Below are 20,366 nucleotides of genomic sequence, written 5' to 3' on the forward strand. Positions count from 1 at the left end.
CACAGGTACAGTGATCTCCTGTGGGAGCGAGCTTGCTCCGGGCGGCGATCCGACGATGGCGGTCTGGCAGGCGCTACAGGTCTTTCAGAGTGTCGGCCATGTCATCCCCTCATAGGAGCTACCGAAGGACGCGATCTTGGCAATAGCCCCGACAACGCTGCTTCTTCCTGCAACCACGCAAAAAACGCCCGCACTGGCGGATGCCGTTCGCGCCCCGGAACGCACAGTGCAGCGTAACCGGCACCATCGACCTGAACCTTCCCCTTGTAAGCCACCAGCAAATCACTGGCCACGCTCTCGGACACCAGAATATTGCTCGCCAGCACCAGGCCTTGCCCGGCAATCGCCGCTTGCAGGGCGTAATGCTCTTCGTCGTATTCGCGAACCGCTGGTTGCCCCGCAAGCCAGTTCTCGCCGGATTGTGCGCACCAGGCCTCCCAGCCGTGGGCGTACAGTTTGGAGTTATGCCAGCGCACGCTGATCAGCGTCGGCGTTCGGCTGGCGGCCAGGGCGACTTGCTCCGGCGAGCCATAAACACCGAAGGATTCGTCGAACAGACACAGGCCATAAAGGTTCGGGTAATCACCGAGGCTATAGCGCAGCACCAGATCGACGCTGGCGTCCTGATGCAAATCGATGACTTCGCAATGGGTATCGAGCCGCAGGCTGATGTTCGGGTGCCGGGCGTAGAACCGGCCCAGTCGGGGCACCAGCCATAACGCAGCGAAAGCAGCGGTGGTGGAGATCGTCAGGCTCGCGCCGCTGCGTTGCGGGCGCAGTGTATCGACACTTTGCGCCACTTCCAGCAAGGCACCGTGCAAGCTGTGGAACAGCCGTTCACCGCAGTCCGTCAGGCGAACTTGCCGTGGCAGTCGCTCGAACAACGGCACACCGAGCCAGGTCTCCAGCGAACGGATCTGATGGGAAACCGCCGTCGGCGTCACCGAGAGTTCTTCGGCGGCAGCCTTGAAGCTCAGCAGGCGCGAGGCGGATTCAAAGGCGCGCAGGGCGGTCAGCGGCAGCGAGGCAAACATTGAAAGCTCCATGGATGAAATAGATTCATCCAGAATGATTTTTGTTCATTTGAAGAGGGGCGGCTACGCGCTTCAAGCTGCAAGCCACAAGCAGTTTGAGTTTAGTCCTTCAGGAGATTCAGATGAGCACAATTCTTGCCGTACATGCCAGCCCCCGTGGCGACCGTTCTCACTCCCGGCGCTTGGCCGAGGTGTTTCTTTCAGCCTGGCAAGCGGCCAATCCGCAGTCGCACCTGACCCGTCGCGAAGTCGGTCGGGCGTTGATTCCGCCGGTCAACGAGGCTTTTGTGGCCGCCGCGTTTTACCCCGAGCCCGATGCGCGGCCGCTGTCGATGCAGGCCGACCTGGCGTTCAGCGATGAATTGGTGGGCGAGGTACTCGGTCACGATTTATTGGTGATTTCCACGCCGATGCACAACTTCAGCGTGCCCAGCGGCCTCAAGGCCTGGATCGATCAGATTGTGCGACTCGGGTTGACCTTCAATCACACCCTGGACAATGGCGTCGCCCAATACGAGCCGCTGGTGCAGGGCAAAAAAGCGTTGATCGTCACCAGTCGCGGCGGGTTCGGTTTCGGGCCCGGTGGAGCACTTGAGGCGATGAACCATGCCGACCCGTTGTTGCGAACGGCATTGGGGTTCATCGGCATCACCGACATCACGGTCGTGGCCGCCGAAGGCGAAGAATCCGAGGCGCGCACCTTCCAGATCTCCGCCGCCGAGGCCGAGCAGCGTTTGCGTGCGCTGGCCAGGGAGTTCTAGATGGCCTGGCTGTTTTTGCTGATCGCCGCCGGCTTCGAAGTCACCTTTGCCATGGGTATGAAGTACGCCGAAGGCTTCACCCGGCTCTGGCCGTCGATGATCACCGTGGTGGCCGCGGTGGGCGGGATCTACTTCCTGACCCTGGCCCTGCGCGAGTTGCCGGTGAGCATCGCTTACCCGATCTGGACCGCCATCGGCTCACTGGGCACGGTGTTTCTCGGGTTTGCGTTGCTCGGTGAAAGCCTGACGGCGGTCAAACTGGTGTCGGTCGGATTGATCGTGGCGGGGGTGGTGGGGCTGAAGTAGCGCGGGATGTCATAGACTGGTCGTCGAGTTGTCATCTTCGATGCCGATGCTTGGCTGATGTCTTGCATTCAGCCTTGCGTCACCTCACCGATCACAAGGAAGTTCGCCCATGTCGCAAGGTTCTGCCACGCGTTACCCGTTGGTGCTGGTCCCGGGAATGCTCGGGTTTATCCGTCTGCTGATTTATCCATATTGGTACGGGATCGTCTCGGCGTTGCGCCGCGGTGGGGCGACGGTGATTGCAGTACAGGTTTCTCCGCTCAATTCCAGCGAAGTGCGTGGTGAGCAGTTGCTGGCGCGGATCGACGAGATTCTGCGCGAAACCGGGGCCGAGAAGGTCAACCTGATCGGCCATAGCCAGGGCTCGCTCACCGCCCGTTACGCCGCTGCCAAACGCCCGGATCGGGTGGCGTCGGTGACGTCGGTGGCAGGGCCCAATCACGGTTCTGAGCTGGCGGATTACCTGCACAAACACTATCCGGGAGACAGCGCCAAGGGGCGTTTACTCAGCGTTTTACTGCGCTGGATCAGTGCGCTGATGAGCCTGCTGGAGACCGGTTATCGCGGACCGAAATTGCCGGTGGATATCCATGCCTCCCATCATTCACTGACGACTGAAGGCGTGGCGCTGTTCAACCAGCGTTATCCACAGGGCTTGCCTGAAACCTGGGGCGGGCATGGGCCGGAAGAGGTCAACGGCGTGCGGTATTACTCCTGGTCCGGGACCTTGCAGCCGGGCAAGACCGATCGTGGGCGAAACCTGTTTGATGGGACCAACCGCAGTTGTCGTTTGTTTGCCAGGACCTTCGTTCGAGAAGTCGGGCATTGCGACGGAATGGTCGGGCGTTACAGCTCGCATCTGGGGACAGTGATCGGCGATGAGTATCCGATGGATCACTTCGACATCGTCAATCAGTCGTTGGGTTTGGTGGGGAAGGGCGCGGAGCCGGTCCGGTTGTTTGTCGAGCATGCTGCACGGCTGAAGACCGCGGGTCTATAAGATCAAAAGATCGCAGCCTTCGGCAGCTCCTACGTTGGAATGCGTTCTCCCGTAGGAGCTGCCGAAGGCTGCGATCTTTTTCTATCAGGCGACGCTGATCTTGCGGCCCAACACCGTGGTCCAGCGCTCCGAAAGAATCACCCCACCCAACGTCAACATCCCGCCGACCAGGTGATACATCGCCAACTGCTCATGCAGCACCACCGCCGCAATCAGCGCAGTAATCAACGGCAGCAGATTGAAAAACAGCGTGGTCCGGCTCGGCCCCAGGCGGATCACGGCCTGCATCCACGCCAATGGCGCAAGCATCGAGGCCAGCAGGCAGGCGTAAAGCACCAGCGGAATGTTCTGCAGCGTCGGGCCGATCTTCGGTGAAGCAAGGAACAGCGGAAACAGCACCACCACCGCTACCCATACCTGCAAGTACAGCAACACCAGCGGCGGTAATCTCAGCTGCCATTTTTTCAGCAGCGTGCTGTAGATCGCGTAGGCCAGGGTGGCGATCAGCATCATCGCGTCACCCAGGTTCACCCCGTGTTCAAGCAGCGCACCAAGGCTGCCGGATGAGACGACCACCAAAACCCCCGCGAACGACAGCACCGCACCGGCCAGTGCGCCGATGGTCAGGCGCTGGCCGAGGCTAATGATCGCCATGGCCAGCGACATCAGTGGCATCAGCGACAGGATGATGCCCATGTTGGTGGCCGAGGTCAGGCTCGCCGCGAAGTACGCCAGGCTTTGGTAAACAGCCATGCCGAGCACGCCGAGCACAAAGATCTTGCCCAGGTTCGGGCGGATCGCTGGCCAATGGGCGATCACCGGTTTGAGCATGAAGGGTGTGAACAGCAGTCCGGCAAGCAGCCAGCGGTAAAAGCCGATCTCGGCGGGGAAGATCGCCCCGGCCGACATCTTGGTGATCACGGTGTTGCCGGCCCAAATGAAAATGGCCAGCAGGGGATAAGCGTATTGCATCAGAGAAAACCAGAGCGTTAATGAGGGGTGATTATCGCTTGTCTGGATACAAGCCTATACTTCGATCCAGACAACCTTCCCCTGATGACGGACAGCATGAACAGTAAACACATCGATCTGCTCGACTTCAGCGAACTGCCTGCCCCGGTGTACTTCCGTTATGCCGACTTTGATGCACATCGTTATGCCTCGGCGCACCGTCATCCATGGGGCACGCTGGAGTATTCGGCCCACGGCGTATTGCACATGGAAATCGGTGGCAGCCGCTTCATGTCGCCGCCGCAATATGCGGTGTGGGTGCCGCCGCAGACCGAGCACAGCTTCTATAGCCATCAGCCCATCAACTATCGCGCGGTCTGCCTGGCTCCGCTGATGTGCCAGGAACTGCCGCAACAGGCCTGCACCCTGGCCATCAGCGACATCCTCAAAGCAATCCTCAAAGACTTTGCCTCACGCGATGTGAAGATTCCCGAGCACGACGCTGACAAACGTCTGGCTCAGGTGTTGGTAGATCAGCTGCAACAGGCGCCCATCCACGAGTGTTATTTGCCCTACGCCAGCAGCTCGGGATTGCTCGGGATACTCGAAGCCTTGCAGGCCGAGCCCGGTGATAACCGGCCATTGGCGGAATGGGCCGCGCAGATCCATGTCAGCGAACGCACCCTGGCGCGGCGGTTTGTGCGTGAGTTGGGCATGAGTTTTGGTGAGTGGCGGCAGCGGTTGCGGTTTCTGGCGGCGATCGAAGCGCTGGACAGCCACCGCAGCATTCAGGAGATCGCGTTCGACATGGGCTACAGCACCGGTTCAGCGTTTATCGCGATGTTTCAACGCCAGGCAGGGTGCACGCCGGAACAGTATCGGCGACACCGGGGAGGCTGATGCTCCTGAGTTGTATTTTTTCTTAAAAATTATTGAATGAAAGTTAAATTAAATATTGCGGTGTCGTGTGTATGTGGCGTTGTTTAATTAACATCTATTTTTTTGCGAAGCCTCTTACACGTTTTGTCGGAAACACACTCAATAAAATTTCTATGCCTCGCTGTATGCTCCAGTATGCATTTATTAACTTGCTTTGGAGTTGTCAGTCATGGGGCATTCAGTTCTAGTTCGCGGACCGTCCGTATTAATTGCGCAAGAAAAAGGTATTCATCATGAATTTATCAAAGAGGCTATGCCCGCATGGGTGGCTGATGCCTCGTTGGAAAGAGTGCATGCGCTGAAACTAGGGCTGTCCGGTATCCCTCGATGGAGTAAGGAGGCGCCTTCGGCATTGCACTCAAGTCTGAAAAAAACGATGGTGGCGAGTTGGAAAGCCCAAAATGATGTCGACCGAATGCTCGGTGAATTGCAGGATGTTTACGCGTTTGCCGAACCCTTACTGCATCAGGCATTGAAAAAACAATACGGAATCGACGTCGATGTCAGAAGCACTTATTTAAAATTGTTCTCTCCGGCAAAGTTGTCCCCGTGGGCGCTTAACATTACGGGCGGTGTCAAATCTCGAACCGTCTCCATGCTCGATGCGGCATTGCACAACTTTGCACTCAATGAAGTCCTTCTCCCTGACTCGCAGTTTATTTCCAGACCTGACGAACTGGGTCACTTTGAAATACTGGGCATCCGAAACAAGATATCTATCGAGCAGTTCAAGACAGTGTGTCGAGTGCTGGATGTTGGCGCTCAATACAAGGAACACCTCGAAAGTTATTTGCGTCCCACCGATGGCCTGGCACAGGGATGGGTGCAGAACAAAGTCATCAAAAGTCAGCAACACGCGCTGAACGCCGCCACAGATTGGGCCTTGATGCGAAAAGATATCTCGGCCAACGGCTATCGGGTGGTGAAGGGCATACTCGAAGGGGTTAAAGGCCTGAAACTGGAAGGCATCCCGGTTCGTTATTATCACCTGACGATGCTGGACACCCGGCTGCACGGCATTGTGCTGATCACCGGTGATCTGGACGCACCTGGTGCAGGGAGGCGACTCATTGCCTATGTGCCGAACGACCCCGAGCATCCGTTGAAAGAGTATGCGTCGCTGGGCGAGTTCTCGCTCGAACTCACCCGCCAGTTACGCGACGCTGGCCAGGCGCCCGCTCGTGAGGGCCTCCCCTACAGGCGCAGTTATCAGCAGTTCTTCAGCCGCTTTGTCGCCCATCAGCGCCGCGGGCATTTCTTTGCCGAGCTTAACAGTCAACTTGTCGAGATCACCCGGCATGAAAAGGAACGGGGCGTGGACCTGCCTGTCTGGCGAGAAACTGCCGTGGACAACCCGCGCCTTCGTTTTGGGACCCTGAAGTTCGAAGAGGATACCGAAACCCGTTTCAATGGCGACCTGTGGGTTTATCTCTACCAGGTCCAGCAAAACAAAATCCTCAACGACGCACGAGAGATGGTGATTTCCACCGCCGATGCCGATCGCATGGAGCGTTGGGCCTGGTTCGACAATCTGGAGAAGATGCTGTCCGACATCCTCAATGCCGCATTATTGGTCGTGACGCCATTCGTGCCTTTTCTGGGCGAGGCGATGATGGCTTACATGGTTTATCAGCTAGTCAGTGAAGTGGTCGAAGGCGTCGTTGACCTGGCCGAAGGTGTTTATCTAGAGGGGGCCGAGCACCTGATCGGCTTCGTTGAAAGTTTGATCCAGTTGGGCTCGTTCGGCGCTGGCATGAAGCTCGGATCGGAGGTGGTGCTGCCCAAGCTTTCGTCGTTCATCGAAGGGAGCAAGCCGGTCACCCTGTCCAACGGCGACAAGCGTCTGTGGGGACAGAACCTCGAGCCCTACCAGCGCGATCTTATGCTGTCCGCCGATTCAAAACCCGACGATCAATGGCTGCATCGGCATGAGGGCAAGCCGATCCTCAATCTCGATACGCGCTACTTCGAACTTAACAAAGACCTGCAGACCGGCAAGCACCGGGTGCAGCATCCTGCCCGGCCGGACGCCTATCAACCGGTGGTCGAGAGTAATGGAGAAGGCGCTTTCGTGATTGAAGGTGAGCAGCCCCATTTGTGGGATGACGATACGTTGATGGCGCGACTCGGTCAGCCGATGGAAGGGTTGGCGGACGCGTACGGTGACATTCGAACGGTCAGTCGCAGCGACGCCAACGCGATCCGCCGGATGTATGTCGACAAGGAGCGCGCTTTACCCTTGCTGAGCGATACCGTGACGCGCTTCCGGATCGACCACGATATTCAGACATTTATTGAGCAGATTGGCAGTGATCATCCGCAGGACTATTTAAAAGCCGACCCCGCCTTTCAGTTTCGGTTGCTCGATGGCATATGGCCCGGTCGGGCAATTGAACTGGTAGGTGCTGACGGTCAGGTCCTTGGGGTTATTGGCCGTGCCGACGCGTCACCTGTGCGTATACGAAAGGATCGCTTGATCGACGGTGATTTGCTTAAAACGCTGTTAGCCCACCTTGATCAAGCCGAAACAAAAACACTGATGAACGACGAGTTCGGCGCACCGGTATTGGCCGTCGATGTGAACGCGCGAAAGCTGAGGCTTGAACTGGCGAAACTTGCCAAAAACAGGCGTACATCGTTGTTCGAAGCGCGCTACCGTCAGCTTGAAAATGCCCGAAGTGCGAAGAGTACCTCGGTGCGAAATATCCAGGCCCGAATGCCGGATTTGCCGGGCACCGTTGCCCAAGAGTTGCTGGCGATTGCCACTCGCCCGGAGTTGCAGGATATCGCACGAGGGAAACTGTCCGACAGGTTGGAAAACCTTGCGCGCTGGGCCCTTCGGGACGTACGAAGCGCCCGCGCTTATGAGGGGCTACATCTGGATTCAGTCGACAATCCTGATACCCGCAGGCTGGCCTTGCACTCCCTGGAAAACCTGCCCGGCTGGAATCCTGACGTGCGAATCGACGTTCACCGGTTCGAGTTGCGAGGCGCGTTGCTGGACAGCATCGGCAAGGAAGATGCCACCATTCGACGCACTATCGTCGAACGTGAAGACCTGACCTTCCAGGCCTATGACGATGAAGGCAACACCTTGAATGCCGGATCGGACTTTTATACATCGATCCTGCAGGCACTACCGGACGCCGCGCGTAATGCCCTGAACATTCACATAGGGCAAGGACGGCAACTGCAAGAGGCGATTCGTAACCGGGCATTGAAACCTTATCGGTTCCTGAAAGTCCTTTCGGACCTTCCCGCGCTTGACCCGCTCACTTTCGATCCCCAGGTAATGCGCCTGCGTGGCGGCGCTCCGACCGGCGAAGGTGAGGCGGTCGTGTTGCAGGCAATCGCGGATCGCTATTCGGAGCTTGTCGCAGGCGCGTTTCATCCTTCCGTCTCGTCATACGCAAGATATGACTACCTGCGTGGCTTGAAGCTGATGGACGACAACTTTCCTGATGAGTGCTTTTATTCTCTTTGGCAGGCATTGGTCGAAGCCAACACAGCCGCGGACGCTGAGGCCAATGCAAGTATCGTAAAAAGCATTGAGGCGTTGCCCGATCTGGAAAAACTGATGTTGCCAGAGCAATTTGAACCATTGCTCGGGCAACTTTTCACCGGGGATGGCCTGATCCCGCTGCCCGAATCCGTGCGCAACCTGGCCATCAATGCCCGAAATCTGGAGCGCACCGGACGGACCGACGAGTATCAGGCGCTGTTACGTTCAGTCCGGGAAAACGCTGTAACGCCAAGCCCTGAATTGGCCGATTTGCAAAGCTATGGCGAGCTGCTGTTCAGTGGTGTCGTGACGTCCGACGAACCGATTGAGGTTTCGCCGCCAATCATGGCCGACCTGAAAATGGCACAGCGTGCCATCTGCCGCACCAAGGAGCTTATCCCCCTGTCCGGCAATCAGTTGCCGAGCATGTGGGAAAAGGGCGGTTCGGCGATTGCGAAGATCAAGGGTCTTAGGGAAATGAACCTGGAGGAAGGCGGTTTCACCGCAAAACTGACCATCGCTGAAGCGGCTCGTAAAGCCATTGAAATCAAGGGCGGCAATTGCTCGGAAAACTCGAAAGTGACGTTTTCGATCCTCGCCAGTCAGCCCCGGACGTCGAGCGTTCACATTGTCAGAGCCACTGATTTTGACCATCAATATGTGGTCATTGGCGATGACTTGGGTAATCCCGAGGCTCTGGTCGTCGCCGATTCCTGGCCGGAGTTCCCTACGGCTCATTTGGCCAGCAAGGGCTACTTCGAGTTCGAAACGCCGCCGGTGGAGACACTCGCGCCCGGTCCGGCCGTCGCTGAATACGAGTTTATCAATGAGGTCCCGTCAGGCCCGGCGACGTTGCCTGTCGTTTCCGAACCGAACACGTTCAGGCAGATAAAAATAAACAAGCTGTACAAGTCCGGGGCGTACGCCCAATGGACATCCTTAAATGAGTTAGGCCAAACCTACCGCGTGGAGGGCGGCACTCCGGTTTCGTTCGAGCGATTGCCTGCCTCGGTCATTGAGAATCGGGTTGAGGCTTATAACCGCTACTCGAAAGCGTTCGAAGACATCCTGCGTGCGCAGGAGAACGCGGAATAATCGCTGGCGGATGAAGGTGTAACAGGTCTTGTCTACACTGCCCTTGAGGTCGCGCCGCTCGGCGCGGCAACAAGGAGAAAACTCCATGAAGATGTTGCGTGTCCCTTTGTTGATGATCGGTTTGCTGCTTTGCGCCCAAGGCTTCGCCGCCACGGAGCAACAGAACAAGATGACCACCTGCAACGCCGACGCTACCGCAAAAAGCCTCAAGGGCGATGAGCGCAAAGCCTTCATGAGCACTTGCCTCAAAGCTGCGCCGGCTACCGAGGCCGCCAAACCCCTGACGCCTCAGCAAGAGAAGATGAAAACCTGCAACGCCACCGCCGCCACCCAGGCCCTCAAGGGTGATGCGCGCAAAACCTTCATGAGCGATTGCCTGAAGAAAAAATAAATAGGCTCGCTCCCACAATGGATCTGTGTACGCAGGACAAATGTGGGAGCGAGCCTGCTCGCGAAGGGGCCGGCAATGACGCTGAAAAAAGTCGCCAGCGCCGACCTACACAATCCCTAGTGCTGGCATCGGAACGCTGGCAGACTGCCAATCCTTTTACGCCGTTCGTTTTGAGGCTGTATGCCAACGTTTTCTCAACGCCAAGTCTTGCTGCTAATCAGTTGGGTCATCATCTTTGGTGGTTTGCTGCTGGTGATCCCGCTGCGATTGCTGCCCAGTCTGCTGGCCGGGCTGTTGGTGTTCGAACTGGTCAACATGCTCACCCCGCAATTGCAGCGGCTGATCGAAGGTCGGCGGGCGCGCTGGCTGGCGGTGGCGTTATTGGGGACGTTAGTGGTCAGTGTGTTGACGCTGATCTTTGCCGGCGCCATCAGCTTTCTGCTGCATGAAGCGGAAAACCCCGGCGCTTCTCTCGACAAATTCATGGTTGTGGTCGACCGTGCGCGCGGGCAATTGCCGCCGTTCATCGACGTCTATCTGCCGGCCAGTGCCGCCGAGTTCCGCGTGGCGATTGGCGAGTGGATGAGCAAGCACCTCAGCGACTTGCAACTGGTGGGCAAGGACGCGGCGCACATGTTTGTGACGCTGCTGATCGGCATGGTGCTGGGGGCGATCATTGCCTTGCAGCGCGTGCCGGACGTGACCAAGCGCAAGCCATTGGCCGCCGCGCTATTCGACCGTTTGCACCTGCTGGTCCAGGCGTTTCGCAACATCGTGTTCGCCCAGATCAAGATTTCCCTGCTCAACACCTTCTTCACCGGGATTTTCCTGGCGGTGGTCCTGCCGATGTTCGGGATCAAGCTGCCGTTGACCAAAACCCTGATCGTACTGACCTTCCTGCTCGGCCTGCTGCCGGTGATCGGCAACCTGATATCGAACACCCTGATCACCATCGTCGGTTTGTCGCTGTCGATCTGGGTGGCCGTGGCGGCGCTGGGTTACCTGATTGTTATCCACAAGCTCGAATACTTCCTCAACGCGCGCATTGTCGGCGGGCAGATCAGTGCCAAGTCGTGGGAGTTGCTGCTGGCAATGCTGGTGTTCGAGGCCGCGTTCGGCCTGCCGGGGGTGGTGGCAGGGCCGATTTATTACGCGTATCTGAAGAGTGAGTTGAGGCAGGTGGGGATGGTTTGATCCAAGAGATGCAGGGCCTGGTCTGACGCCATCGTCGGAACGCCGCCCGGAGCAAGCTCGCTCCCACATAGTCTTGCAAACACAGGTCCAGTGTGGGAGCGAGCTTGCTCGCGATGGGGGCGCCTCGGTTTCGGATCAATCCATGTTGCCGTAGCGCTTCATCGCTTCAATCGCCAAGCCACTGCCGATGCTGCCGAAGATGTTTCCTTCCACATGCTGCGCGTTCGGCAACATCGCCGAGACGCTGTTGCGCAGTGCCGGAATTCCGCTCGAACCACCGGTGAAAAACACCGTGTCCACCTGATCAACGCGTACGTTAGCGTCGTTCAGCATTTGCGTGACGCTGTTGCGCACGCGCTCCAGCAGGTTGTCGATGGCCGATTCGAACAGTGCCCGGCTCAACTCCACGCTCAAACCCGGTTCGATGCGATCCAGCGGCACATGGCGGCTGTCGGCGTGGGTCAGCTGGATCTTGGTTTCTTCCACTTCCATGGCCAGCCAGTGGCCGGCGCGCTGGTCGATCAGCTTGAACAGGCGATCGATGCCGCCGGTGTCTTCGATGTCGTAGCGCATGCTGCCCAGCGCCAGGGTCGACTTCTGCGAATACACCGAGTTGATGGTGTGCCAGGTCGCCAGGTTCATGTGGTGGCTGGTTGGCATGTAGGCGCCGCTCTTCATCCGGCTGCCATAGCCGAACAGTGGCATCAGGCCTTGCAGGCTCAGCTGCTTGTCGAAATCGGTCCCGCCGATGTGCACGCCGCCGGTGGCGAGGATGTCATCGTGACGGTTGTCGTGGGTACGGCGTTCAGGGGACAGGCGCACCAGCGAGAAGTCTGACGTACCACCGCCGATGTCGACGATCAGGACCAGCTCTTCTTTTTCGATGGTCGACTCATAGTCGAAGGCCGCCGCAATCGGTTCGTACTGGAACGAAACGTCCTTGAAACCGATGGCGCGTGCCACGTCCACCAGAGTGTTTTCGGCTTCCTGGTCGGCCAATTCATCGTCATCGACGAAGAACACCGGACGACCCAGTACCACTTCCTCGAACTCGCGACCGGCGGCGGTTTCGGCGCGCTTCTTCAGTTGGCCGATAAACAGCCCAAGCAAATCCTTGAACGGCATTGCCGTGCCGAGGACGCTGGTGTCGTGCTTGATCAGCTTGGAGCCCAGCAGGCTCTTGAGCGAGCGCATCAGCCGGCCTTCATAACCTTCCAGGTACTCGTGCAGCGCGAGGCGGCCGTACACCGGGCGGCGTTCTTCCATGTTGAAGAAGACCACCGAAGGCAGGGTGATCTTGTCGTCCTCCAGCGCGATCAGCGTTTCCATGCCGGGGCGCAGCCAGCCGACGGTGGAGTTGGACGTGCCGAAGTCGATACCACAGGCACGGGCTGGAGATGCGTTTTTCATGTCTTTCGAGTTCCGGTTAAAAAACGGCCGCGCAGTGTATGTCAGTGCGGCGCAGATTCGAAGGCCGACTATCCGCTAAATCTCAGCTATAAGCGCCTTGAAAGACTATCCTTCGCCCCAAACTTGTCTGCATTGGGCCTGGCAGCCACAGGACGGTCGCAAGAACCGTCCTCCGCTGCCGATAAACTTCTGATGCGCTACCCGGTCACAATAGTGTCCTGCCTCGCAAATACTGCTCCTTTTTGACGGCGTCTGTTTCTGCCATGCTGCGTTGCCGCTCCTCGCCATAGCGGGCTATGACTCGTCGCGGCGCCTTGCCTGGCAGCAACAGCCACTCGTCAAAAGAGGAACGTATTTGCGAGGCAGGACACTAGAGATCGGTCAACCCGACGGCTGGCAATGAGTGCATGCTGGCGGTGGTGGCGCGATATCGATAACGGATGGTGATTCCCTCGATGGACTTCAAAGACTATTACAAGATTCTCGGTGTGGAGCCGACGGCTGACGATAAGACGATCAAGGCCGCCTATCGCAAACTGGCGCGCAAGTATCACCCGGACGTCAGCAAGGAAAAGGACGCCGAGTCCAAATTCAAAGATGCCTCGGAAGCCTATGAAGCGCTGAAAAGCGCCGACAAGCGCGCCGAATACGACGACTTGCGCAAATACGGCCAGCACGGCCAACCGTTCCAGGGCCCGCCGGGCTGGCAGGGTCGTGGCGCAGGCGGTTTCGGCGGTGGTCAGGACACAGGCGATTTTTCGGACTTCTTCAGTTCGATTTTCGGCAACCGTGGCCCTGGTTTTGGTGGTGGACAGTCGGGCCGTAGCGCCGGGCGTCGAGGGCAAGACGTGGAAATGGAACTTGGGATTTTTCTGGAAGAAACCCTCTCGAACGAATCGAAGAAGGTCACCTTCCAGGTGCCGCAGTACAACGCTGCCGGCCAGCATGTCAGCAACACCAGCAAAAGCCTGAACGTGAAGATCCCGGCCGGCGTGACCGACGGCGAGCGCATCCGCCTCAAGGGCCAGGGTGCACCGGGCACGGGTGGCGGGGCCAATGGCGACTTGTTCCTGATCATTCGTTTTGCGCCGCACCCCAAGTTCGACGTCGAAGGCGAGAACCTGATCATTACCTTGCCGTTGGCCCCGTGGGAATTGGCGTTGGGCGCCGAAGTTGCCGTGCCGACCCTGACGGGCAAGATCAACCTCAAGATTCCTGCCGGCAGCCAGAACGGCCAGCGCATGCGCGCCAAGGGCCACGGCTTGATGAACAAGGCCGGTCATCGCGGTTATCTGTTTGTACAGCTCAAGGCCGTCATGCCTAAAACCTCGGACGACGAGGTCAAGGCGTTGTGGCAGGAACTGGCGAAAAGAGCGGCTTTCAACCCCAGAGAAAACTTCTGATCCAAGAGACGGAGTAGCCCATCATGAGCAACCCCCTGATCGTTCAACTGGACATGGCAGAATTCTGTGAGGCGACCGACCTGTCGGACGTCTACGTGATCGAGATCGTCGAGCACGGCATCCTCGAACCTCAGGGCAACCAGCCCAAGGATTGGCGTTTCAACGATTATGAGCTGGCGCTGGCCAAGCGTGCCGCCAAGCTGCGGCACGATCTGGAGCTGGAATGGGAAGGCGTCGCCCTGGCGCTGGACCTGCTTGAAGAGGTCCAGCAACTGCGGGCCGAGAACCGCATGTTGAAGCAGCGGTTGGGGCGGTTGGTGATCGAGTAGTTCAGCATCAAAAGATCGCAGCCTGCGGCAGCTCCTACGGATTTGCGTACGGCTTCGACTGCTCGGCGTAGATACCGTCTCGAACCGTCGCTACGAGACCACCCGCGACACCCTCGGCAATACCACGCTAAACGTCGTGCCCTCGGCCTCGCTGGAGCTGACTTCGATCGTGCCCTGATGCGCATCCACCACTTGTTTGACGATGAGCAAGCCCAACCCAAGTCTGGTGGAAGGGTCGGCGAGCTCTTCGCTGGCGCTGCACACCAACGGGTCGAAAATCGTCGGCAGTGCGTCGGCGGGTATTGGCTCGCCATGGTTGTGCATGGCCAGCGTCACCTGATCTTTTTCTCCGATGATGCTCAGGGTCACCGGACGGTGATTGGCGCGCCGTGCTGCAGAGCGTTGCCGACCAGGTTTTGTAGCAGTTGGTCGAGGCGCGCGCGGTCCCAGATACCGTGAGTGCCGCCTTCGACGTTCAGTTGTGAGTGGCAGTCCGGCTGCCCGGCGCCGGCCTCGTCCAGCGCCGCTTTTGCGGCGGCGGCCAAGTCCATCGGTGTCGGTTCGATGGTGCAATGAATTGGGCGAACTGTTCCCAGTCATCGACGATACGGTCGATGTGTACCACGATGAATTCGGCGAGGCACATGGCTCATGTCCCAGTGAGTGAACATGCCATGGTATGCAGGTAAAACAGCGTGTGGCGAGGGCATAAAACCAATGGAAAACAAGGGTGTTATATATGTATGTTCAACTCTTTAATAGTTAAACGATCGCGCTCTTGATCGGCCGGCGGTCGAACAGTTTTTTAGTCTTTTATTTCAGGGGGTGCCGCTTAAGCTGGTCACTTCTATCGTTATCTTTGGTTGTTACATAATGTCTGAATTAAAAGGGTTGGAAGGTGTTGAACAAGCGCCGGTTAATCCAGTGACCCATAAAGGCCCTCACCACGTACGTATTGTCCAGGCACTGCCCCGCGCAATAACAGAAGCACCCATGAGCCGCCTGTTATCACTGGACATTGCAAGTCCAGCGTTCCCCGATTGGTACATAAATGCGTCCAGCCTCGATCGGCAGCGCCTAAAGGCGCTGGTTGATGAGCGCTGGCGGTTGCAGGCGAAGGTGGATGCCCCTCTGAAAGACTTGCAGCAGGACATCCAGGCGTTTGCCAAACCCTTGCTTTCCTTGCTCATCTGGTCAAATTTCAACTTCGATGTCGATGTCAGCGAGTTGAAGGTGAAGCTGTATGTGCCGGACAGGATTCTGCTGGTGATCGACCGTGGCGCCAGTTATCTGCGTGAATCCACCCTGCTGGAGGCGGCGTTGCATAACTTCGAAGAACCGGAAACCGCAAACGATCATTTCAGGACCGGTTCCGGTGTGTATTCGAAGAACTTCAGGGGTGAACTGAAACTTGTGAAAGCAATGACGATCACCAAGATCGCCACCCTGTGTCGGCGGTTGAACCTGGGTGCACAGTATCAAACCCATATAAAAAGCATTCTGCTACCGTCCGATCCAAACGCCAGGCAGTTATTGCAAGATAATGCGGTGGCCGCGCAGAAGGCGTCCTTTAACCTGGATGCGTTAACGGCTTACTTGAAAAAAGATATCAGCGAGGATGCGTACAACAAACTTCAGCAGGTGCGTGATAACAAAAGCGATATCACCTTTCATGATCAGCCGCTGCACCGGCATCGACTGTCGCTGATGGGCTTCCCGTTGCACGGCATCGTGTTGTTCAGTGCCGTGAGCCAGCCGTCCCGGCTCAAGCCGCTGGTCGACGCATTAACGGCGGATGAAATTAAAATCTTGAGCGACTTGTCACATCGCGCACCAGTGATGCCAGGAGATTATTACGGGAAGTTCAAACTGTTGCGGTCGTTCTTCACCAACGGTCCTTCCAAAGTCCATGAGGACATGCTGCGTCGCGAGGATATTTATCAGCAAAACCGTCTGGATGGGCCGGTGATTGCCTACGTGCCGGACGATCCCCTGCATCCGTTGAAAGAGTACAACTCCCTCGCCGACTTCATGAAAGAGCTGCTTGGCCAATTGCGCGATGCGCAGTATCAGGCGTTTTTCAGTCGCTTCGTGAGGCAAAAGGACAAGGGCAAATTCTTTGCCCGGGTCAACGAACGCCTGTCGCGTGTTGTCTGGCAGCAACGCGAGCCGTTGGACATGGGCCCCTGGTGGCGGGAAACCGCAGTCGAAAACCCCAATGCCGAGCCCATCACCAACCTGATTGCCGGAGATCTGTGGCAATGGTTGTATGTCGACAAACGCGATAAAGCCATCGCCGATGCGCGGGTCATTGCAGTGCCGACCGGCGATGAGGACGCTGCGACACGCTGGAAGCGTCTGACCAGCTACCTGGACATCGGCTGGAATGTGTTCAACTTTGTCGGGATGTTGATTCCGGGCGTGGGTGAAGTGCTGTTGGGCGTAATGGTGGCGCAGATCGCCGATGAACTGCTGGAAGGCATCGAAGACTGGAGCAAGGGCGATCGGGACGAGGCGGCGTCCCATATTAACGGGGTGCTGATCAATTTTGCCCAGTTGGCGCTGATGGGCGCCGGGCACGTACTGCCCCGGGGTGCCGCAGCAGTAAAGCCCAGCGCGCTGATCGACAGCCTCAAACCGGTGGAGCTCCCCGGTGGTAAATCCCGCCTGTGGAAGCCCGACGTCGGGCCTTACGAGCATCCGGTGGCGCTGCCGGCCAATGCCGTGCCCAACGACATCGGCCTGTATGAGCACGGCGGCAAGCCGTGGCTGCGGCTGGAGGAAAAGAACTATCAGGTGAGCCAGGACCCGGTGACGGGGCAGCACCGACTGGAGCATCCGCAGCGCCGCACGGCCTACAAACCGCGGGTGGAACACAACAACGCCGGCGCCTGGAAGGTGGAGACCGAGCAACCGCTGGAATGGGACGCGAAGCGGTTGATGCGGCGCCTGGGTTACTCGGCGGACGCGTTCAGCGATGCCGAGCTTGCGCAGATCCTGGACATCAGCGGCACACATGAGGGCGTGTTGCGCAAAATGCACGTCGAAAACGAACCTGTGCCGCCGCTGTTGGCCGATACGCTCAGCCGATTTGACGCCTATAAACAGACCGAGCGCTTGATCGCTCAGATGAACAGCGATGAGTCTGCAACGGTTACCGCGAGCAGAAAGCGTGAGCTGTTCAATGATCGCTATGCCAGCCAGCACGCGAGCGCAGACCCACAGGTCAATCTGATTAAAAGCCGTTTTACCGGTATCCCCACCCGTATGGTCGAAGACCTGTTGGCCGGTGCATCGAGTGCGGAGCGCGAACAAATGGCCAAATGGGACTTTGCGGACACTCGACAAACCAAGCCCATCCCGCTGCGTCTGGCGGAGGCGTTACGCAACGCTCAACGTGAAGTGCGTCTGTCGCGGGCCTATGAGGGGCTTTATCTGGATGCGCTGCTGACCCGGGACACCGAGTGCCTTGCCCTCAACACCCTGGAAGCATTGCCGGGGTGGCCAGGCAACTTGCGCATTGAAGTCCGGGAGGGTTCCTTGCACGGGGAACTGCGCGCCAGCGTCGGGCCCGAGGAGGGTGCCGAGCGCAAGGTTCTGTTGCGCAAGGACGATGGGCGCTACGAAACCCGTGATGGTGAGGATAACCATCTGCATGGCGACGACGACCTGTATGCGGCACTGCAACATGCCTTGCCGGATGCCCACCGCAAAGCGTTGGGCTTGCCTCATGTGGGGCAGGGGCCGCAGCTCAAGCAGCTGATCCGACAGCATGCCCTGCCACGTAGCGGGCTGCGCCAGGCGCTAAAGATGCAGCCGGTCAAACCCTTCCTCAAGAAGCCGATGCGTGAGGGCGATGGCCGTTTCGGGTATCCGTTGAGCGGCCGTGGGCAAAATGTGCACAGGTTGCTTGCCGAGCGCCGTGAAAGGGTTCGCAGGCTGTACCCCTCCTATGGCAACGCAGACATCGAATCTGTTCTGGCGCAGGCGGCGAATGCGCAGGCGCATCCCTCTTTCCCGCTCACGATTGATGCATATCTGCACAATCTTGAGCTTGAGCTGGAACGCCTGAAAAGTGAGGTGCAAACCTGGGTGGAGACTCCCAGTACGTACGTCTTGCCCGATGGTCGAACTGAGGTGGTTCGCCTGCAGGACAAACAGCGAGTGGCGGACTTGCTCCGCAAATGCTGGCAAAGAGTGGCAGTACCGGAAGGGGCGGGGGCGGGTTTCTATGCCGAGGGATTGCTCAGCCTGGGCGATCTGCGGGTTGGCGAACTTCCAGAGTTATCCACGATGCTGTTTTTTCATGTCCCGGCGTTAGACCTCAGTGGTATGGCGCTTAGGGCGGTGCCGGATGCTTTTCTGGACGCGTTCCCCCGCATGCGCCAACTCAACCTGGAGAATAATCAACTCACCAGTTTGCCAACGGCACTGCGCAATATGCGCTGGCTCGAGGCCTTTGACGCGTCCAATAACCAGATTGCGTTAACGCCGCAGACCGTTGCGGTACTCGAAGAGTGCCCTGCATTACAGCAATTGTACTTGCGCGGTAATCCACTTGGGCGGGTGCCTGATTTCCATCGCATGCCGACGCTACAGCAAATCAACCTGCGCCGCACTGCGCTCACCGGGTGGCCGGCGGGGCTGGATGCCTTGCCGAATCTGCAACGCGTCGATCTGCGCGATAACCTGATCACCCGGGTTCCAGCCGACATCCTTAACCCTGTTGACGAGCATGCAGCCGCTGCCGCGCGTGCATTTAGACGCACCACTCTGGACGGTAACCCGCTCACGCCTTCCGCCCTGGATGACTATGCTCAGACCTGGATGCGCCTTACCCGGCCGCCCGAGATGCATGTGCCAATGGCACCGAATGGGATTCGCGACCCCCTGGCCAATTCCAGTGCGAGGCTTGAGCGCTGGATGCGAGACATTCCAGACAGCGAGCGTGCAATGAGGGAGGAGCAATGGCAGCTTTTGGAACAGACGCAAGACAATGCGAACGAGTTCTTCAAGTTGTTGGAGGACATGGGGGAAACGGCCGAATACCGCAATGCCTACCCGGATTTGCAGGCCCGCGTATGGAAGATTCTGGATGCCGCCACACAATCCGAGGAACTGCGTACCGACTTGTTCCATCTGGCAGGAGATGTAGAGACTTGCGCCGATGGGGCCAGTTTGATTTTCAGTCGGTTGGAGGTCAGGAACCTCGCCAACGAAGGCTTGAAGAGCGTCAATGCCGTGCAGGCCAAAGAGGAGCTTTCGACCTTGGCAAAAGGACTGTTCAGACTGGATGAAGTCGAGCGAATCGCGCAGCAGGATATAGACGCTCGCATTCGTGTCATTGCGCAATCAAACGATACCCTCCTGAAGAAAGTTGAACGAGCCTTGCAGGTCGATAGAGTGGAGATCCGACTTGCCTATCGCATCGGTTTGAAGGATCGGTTGGGCTTGCCTGGGCAACCTGGACAGGCCATGTTCACAGGGATTGCCAATGTGTCGACGCCGATGCTCGATGCCGCAGAGCAGCGGGTGCTGAATCTGGACAACTCCGCGCAGGAGTTTTTGGCGACCACTCAGCGTGATTTCTGGCGAGCGTTCCTGAAAAACAAATACACCGATGAACTGCTGCTGGATCAAGGGCCACTGCGGGCACGTCAGGATGCGTTGGATGACGCACAACAAGGCATGACGAGTCAGGAGTACAAGCTCAAAAGCGACGAACTCAAGAGCGAGTTCAACGCGATGGAGCAAACATTCATTGAGCGCAAGACAAAGGTGGAATTACCCCAACTGAACGCAGGACAGTGAAGCTGCGGCAGGGTTGATACGAGTCACGTTCTAATAAATACGGGTTTCCTTGATTTGCCCCATATGTTGCCAATTGTGCAGTGTATGGGGCTTTTTTAATGCTCGTCGGGCGTTAAGCACTATCAAGCAGAGTGCGGTCAGCCTTGCGGAGCATATGAGCAACGGCAGCGCAGATGCATGGCGTTATATATATATTTCGCACTTCAATGTTCGAACGGTCACTCTGTTTTTTTTGCGGGC

At 57.9% G+C, this 20,366-nt stretch carries 13 protein-coding genes and 1 pseudogene; 10 read left to right on the forward strand and 4 right to left on the reverse strand.

What is annotated here, in order from left to right; translation table 11 throughout:
- Positions 1-101 precede the first annotated feature (101 nt).
- Positions 102-1,046, reverse strand: a complete 945-nt coding sequence (locus WLY71_RS12115) for a LysR substrate-binding domain-containing protein (protein WP_347803729.1) — start codon at positions 1,044-1,046, stop codon at positions 102-104.
- A 110-nt stretch (positions 1,047-1,156) separates the two neighbouring features.
- Here WLY71_RS12115 and WLY71_RS12120 point away from each other — a divergent pair, with 110 nt between their 5' ends.
- From WLY71_RS12120 to WLY71_RS12130, 3 genes are all read left to right on the forward strand, one after another.
- The gene (locus WLY71_RS12120; RefSeq protein WP_347803730.1) at positions 1,157-1,795 is read left to right on the forward strand and encodes an FMN-dependent NADH-azoreductase; all 639 of its coding nucleotides are present in this window, start codon (positions 1,157-1,159) and stop codon (positions 1,793-1,795) included.
- Positions 1,796-2,101, forward strand: a complete 306-nt coding sequence (locus WLY71_RS12125) for a DMT family transporter (RefSeq protein ID WP_347803731.1) — start codon at positions 1,796-1,798, stop codon at positions 2,099-2,101. It begins immediately after the preceding gene.
- 109 nt (positions 2,102-2,210) lie between these two features.
- Positions 2,211-3,101 (forward strand): alpha/beta fold hydrolase, encoded by an 891-nt coding sequence (locus WLY71_RS12130; RefSeq protein WP_347803732.1) that lies wholly within the window; start codon positions 2,211-2,213, stop codon positions 3,099-3,101.
- 84 nt (positions 3,102-3,185) lie between these two features.
- Here the strand turns inward: WLY71_RS12130 and WLY71_RS12135 are convergent, their stop codons facing one another.
- Positions 3,186-4,073, reverse strand: coding sequence for a DMT family transporter (locus WLY71_RS12135; RefSeq protein WP_347803733.1), 888 nt, complete (start codon positions 4,071-4,073; stop codon positions 3,186-3,188).
- A gap of 96 nt (positions 4,074-4,169) precedes the next feature.
- Here WLY71_RS12135 and WLY71_RS12140 point away from each other — a divergent pair, with 96 nt between their 5' ends.
- From WLY71_RS12140 to WLY71_RS12155, 4 genes are all read left to right on the forward strand, one after another.
- Complete coding sequence (locus tag WLY71_RS12140; protein ID WP_347803734.1) at positions 4,170-4,952, forward strand: AraC family transcriptional regulator; 783 nt, start codon at positions 4,170-4,172, stop codon at positions 4,950-4,952.
- Between the two features lie 208 nt (positions 4,953-5,160).
- A complete protein-coding gene (locus tag WLY71_RS12145) occupies positions 5,161-9,588 on the forward strand; it encodes a dermonecrotic toxin domain-containing protein (RefSeq protein ID WP_347803735.1) in 4,428 nt (1,475 codons plus the stop codon).
- An 85-nt stretch (positions 9,589-9,673) separates the two neighbouring features.
- Positions 9,674-9,979 (forward strand): PsiF family protein, encoded by a 306-nt coding sequence (locus tag WLY71_RS12150; RefSeq protein ID WP_347803736.1) that lies wholly within the window; start codon positions 9,674-9,676, stop codon positions 9,977-9,979.
- Positions 9,980-10,159: 180 nt separating this feature from the next.
- Positions 10,160-11,173 carry an AI-2E family transporter gene (locus tag WLY71_RS12155; RefSeq protein ID WP_347803737.1) on the forward strand — a complete coding sequence of 338 codons (1,014 nt, stop codon included), beginning with the start codon at positions 10,160-10,162 and terminating at the stop codon, positions 11,171-11,173.
- Between the two features lie 135 nt (positions 11,174-11,308).
- On the opposite strand, the gene WLY71_RS12160 is transcribed toward WLY71_RS12155, so the two are convergent.
- A complete protein-coding gene (locus WLY71_RS12160) occupies positions 11,309-12,583 on the reverse strand; it encodes an Hsp70 family protein (protein ID WP_347803738.1) in 1,275 nt (424 codons plus the stop codon).
- Between the two features lie 455 nt (positions 12,584-13,038).
- Between WLY71_RS12160 and WLY71_RS12165 the strand changes: the two genes are divergently transcribed.
- Positions 13,039-13,986, forward strand: a complete 948-nt coding sequence (locus tag WLY71_RS12165) for a DnaJ C-terminal domain-containing protein (RefSeq protein WP_347803739.1) — start codon at positions 13,039-13,041, stop codon at positions 13,984-13,986.
- A gap of 23 nt (positions 13,987-14,009) precedes the next feature.
- The gene (locus tag WLY71_RS12170; RefSeq protein WP_140677264.1) at positions 14,010-14,315 is read left to right on the forward strand and encodes a chaperone modulator CbpM; all 306 of its coding nucleotides are present in this window, start codon (positions 14,010-14,012) and stop codon (positions 14,313-14,315) included.
- 90 nt (positions 14,316-14,405) lie between these two features.
- On the opposite strand, the pseudogene WLY71_RS12175 reads toward WLY71_RS12170, so the two are convergent.
- Positions 14,406-14,881, reverse strand: a pseudogene (locus WLY71_RS12175) (sensor histidine kinase); the annotation flags it as partial.
- A 427-nt stretch (positions 14,882-15,308) separates the two neighbouring features.
- Here WLY71_RS12175 and WLY71_RS12180 point away from each other — a divergent pair.
- Positions 15,309-20,126 (forward strand): NEL-type E3 ubiquitin ligase domain-containing protein, encoded by a 4,818-nt coding sequence (locus WLY71_RS12180; RefSeq protein ID WP_347803740.1) that lies wholly within the window; start codon positions 15,309-15,311, stop codon positions 20,124-20,126.
- The last annotated feature ends 240 nt before the right edge of the window (positions 20,127-20,366 follow it).

The organism is Pseudomonas rossensis (assembly GCF_039888995.1).
Classification (GTDB): domain Bacteria; phylum Pseudomonadota; class Gammaproteobacteria; order Pseudomonadales; family Pseudomonadaceae; genus Aquipseudomonas; species Aquipseudomonas rossensis.

Bases quoted from the DNA above. Each gene is read 5' to 3' on its own strand.
- WLY71_RS12115 (WP_347803729.1), bottom strand. From the start codon at position 1,046: ATGGAGCTTTCAATGTTTGCCTCGCTGCCGCTGACCGCCCTGCGCGCC.
- WLY71_RS12120 (WP_347803730.1), top strand. From the start codon at position 1,157: ATGAGCACAATTCTTGCCGTACATGCCAGCCCCCGTGGCGACCGTTCT.
- WLY71_RS12125 (WP_347803731.1), top strand. From the start codon at position 1,796: ATGGCCTGGCTGTTTTTGCTGATCGCCGCCGGCTTCGAAGTCACCTTT.
- WLY71_RS12130 (WP_347803732.1), top strand. From the start codon at position 2,211: ATGTCGCAAGGTTCTGCCACGCGTTACCCGTTGGTGCTGGTCCCGGGA.
- WLY71_RS12135 (WP_347803733.1), bottom strand. From the start codon at position 4,073: ATGCAATACGCTTATCCCCTGCTGGCCATTTTCATTTGGGCCGGCAAC.
- WLY71_RS12140 (WP_347803734.1), top strand. From the start codon at position 4,170: ATGAACAGTAAACACATCGATCTGCTCGACTTCAGCGAACTGCCTGCC.
- WLY71_RS12145 (WP_347803735.1), top strand. From the start codon at position 5,161: ATGGGGCATTCAGTTCTAGTTCGCGGACCGTCCGTATTAATTGCGCAA.
- WLY71_RS12150 (WP_347803736.1), top strand. From the start codon at position 9,674: ATGAAGATGTTGCGTGTCCCTTTGTTGATGATCGGTTTGCTGCTTTGC.
- WLY71_RS12155 (WP_347803737.1), top strand. From the start codon at position 10,160: ATGCCAACGTTTTCTCAACGCCAAGTCTTGCTGCTAATCAGTTGGGTC.
- WLY71_RS12160 (WP_347803738.1), bottom strand. From the start codon at position 12,583: ATGAAAAACGCATCTCCAGCCCGTGCCTGTGGTATCGACTTCGGCACG.
- WLY71_RS12165 (WP_347803739.1), top strand. From the start codon at position 13,039: ATGGACTTCAAAGACTATTACAAGATTCTCGGTGTGGAGCCGACGGCT.
- WLY71_RS12170 (WP_140677264.1), top strand. From the start codon at position 14,010: ATGAGCAACCCCCTGATCGTTCAACTGGACATGGCAGAATTCTGTGAG.
- WLY71_RS12180 (WP_347803740.1), top strand. From the start codon at position 15,309: ATGAGCCGCCTGTTATCACTGGACATTGCAAGTCCAGCGTTCCCCGAT.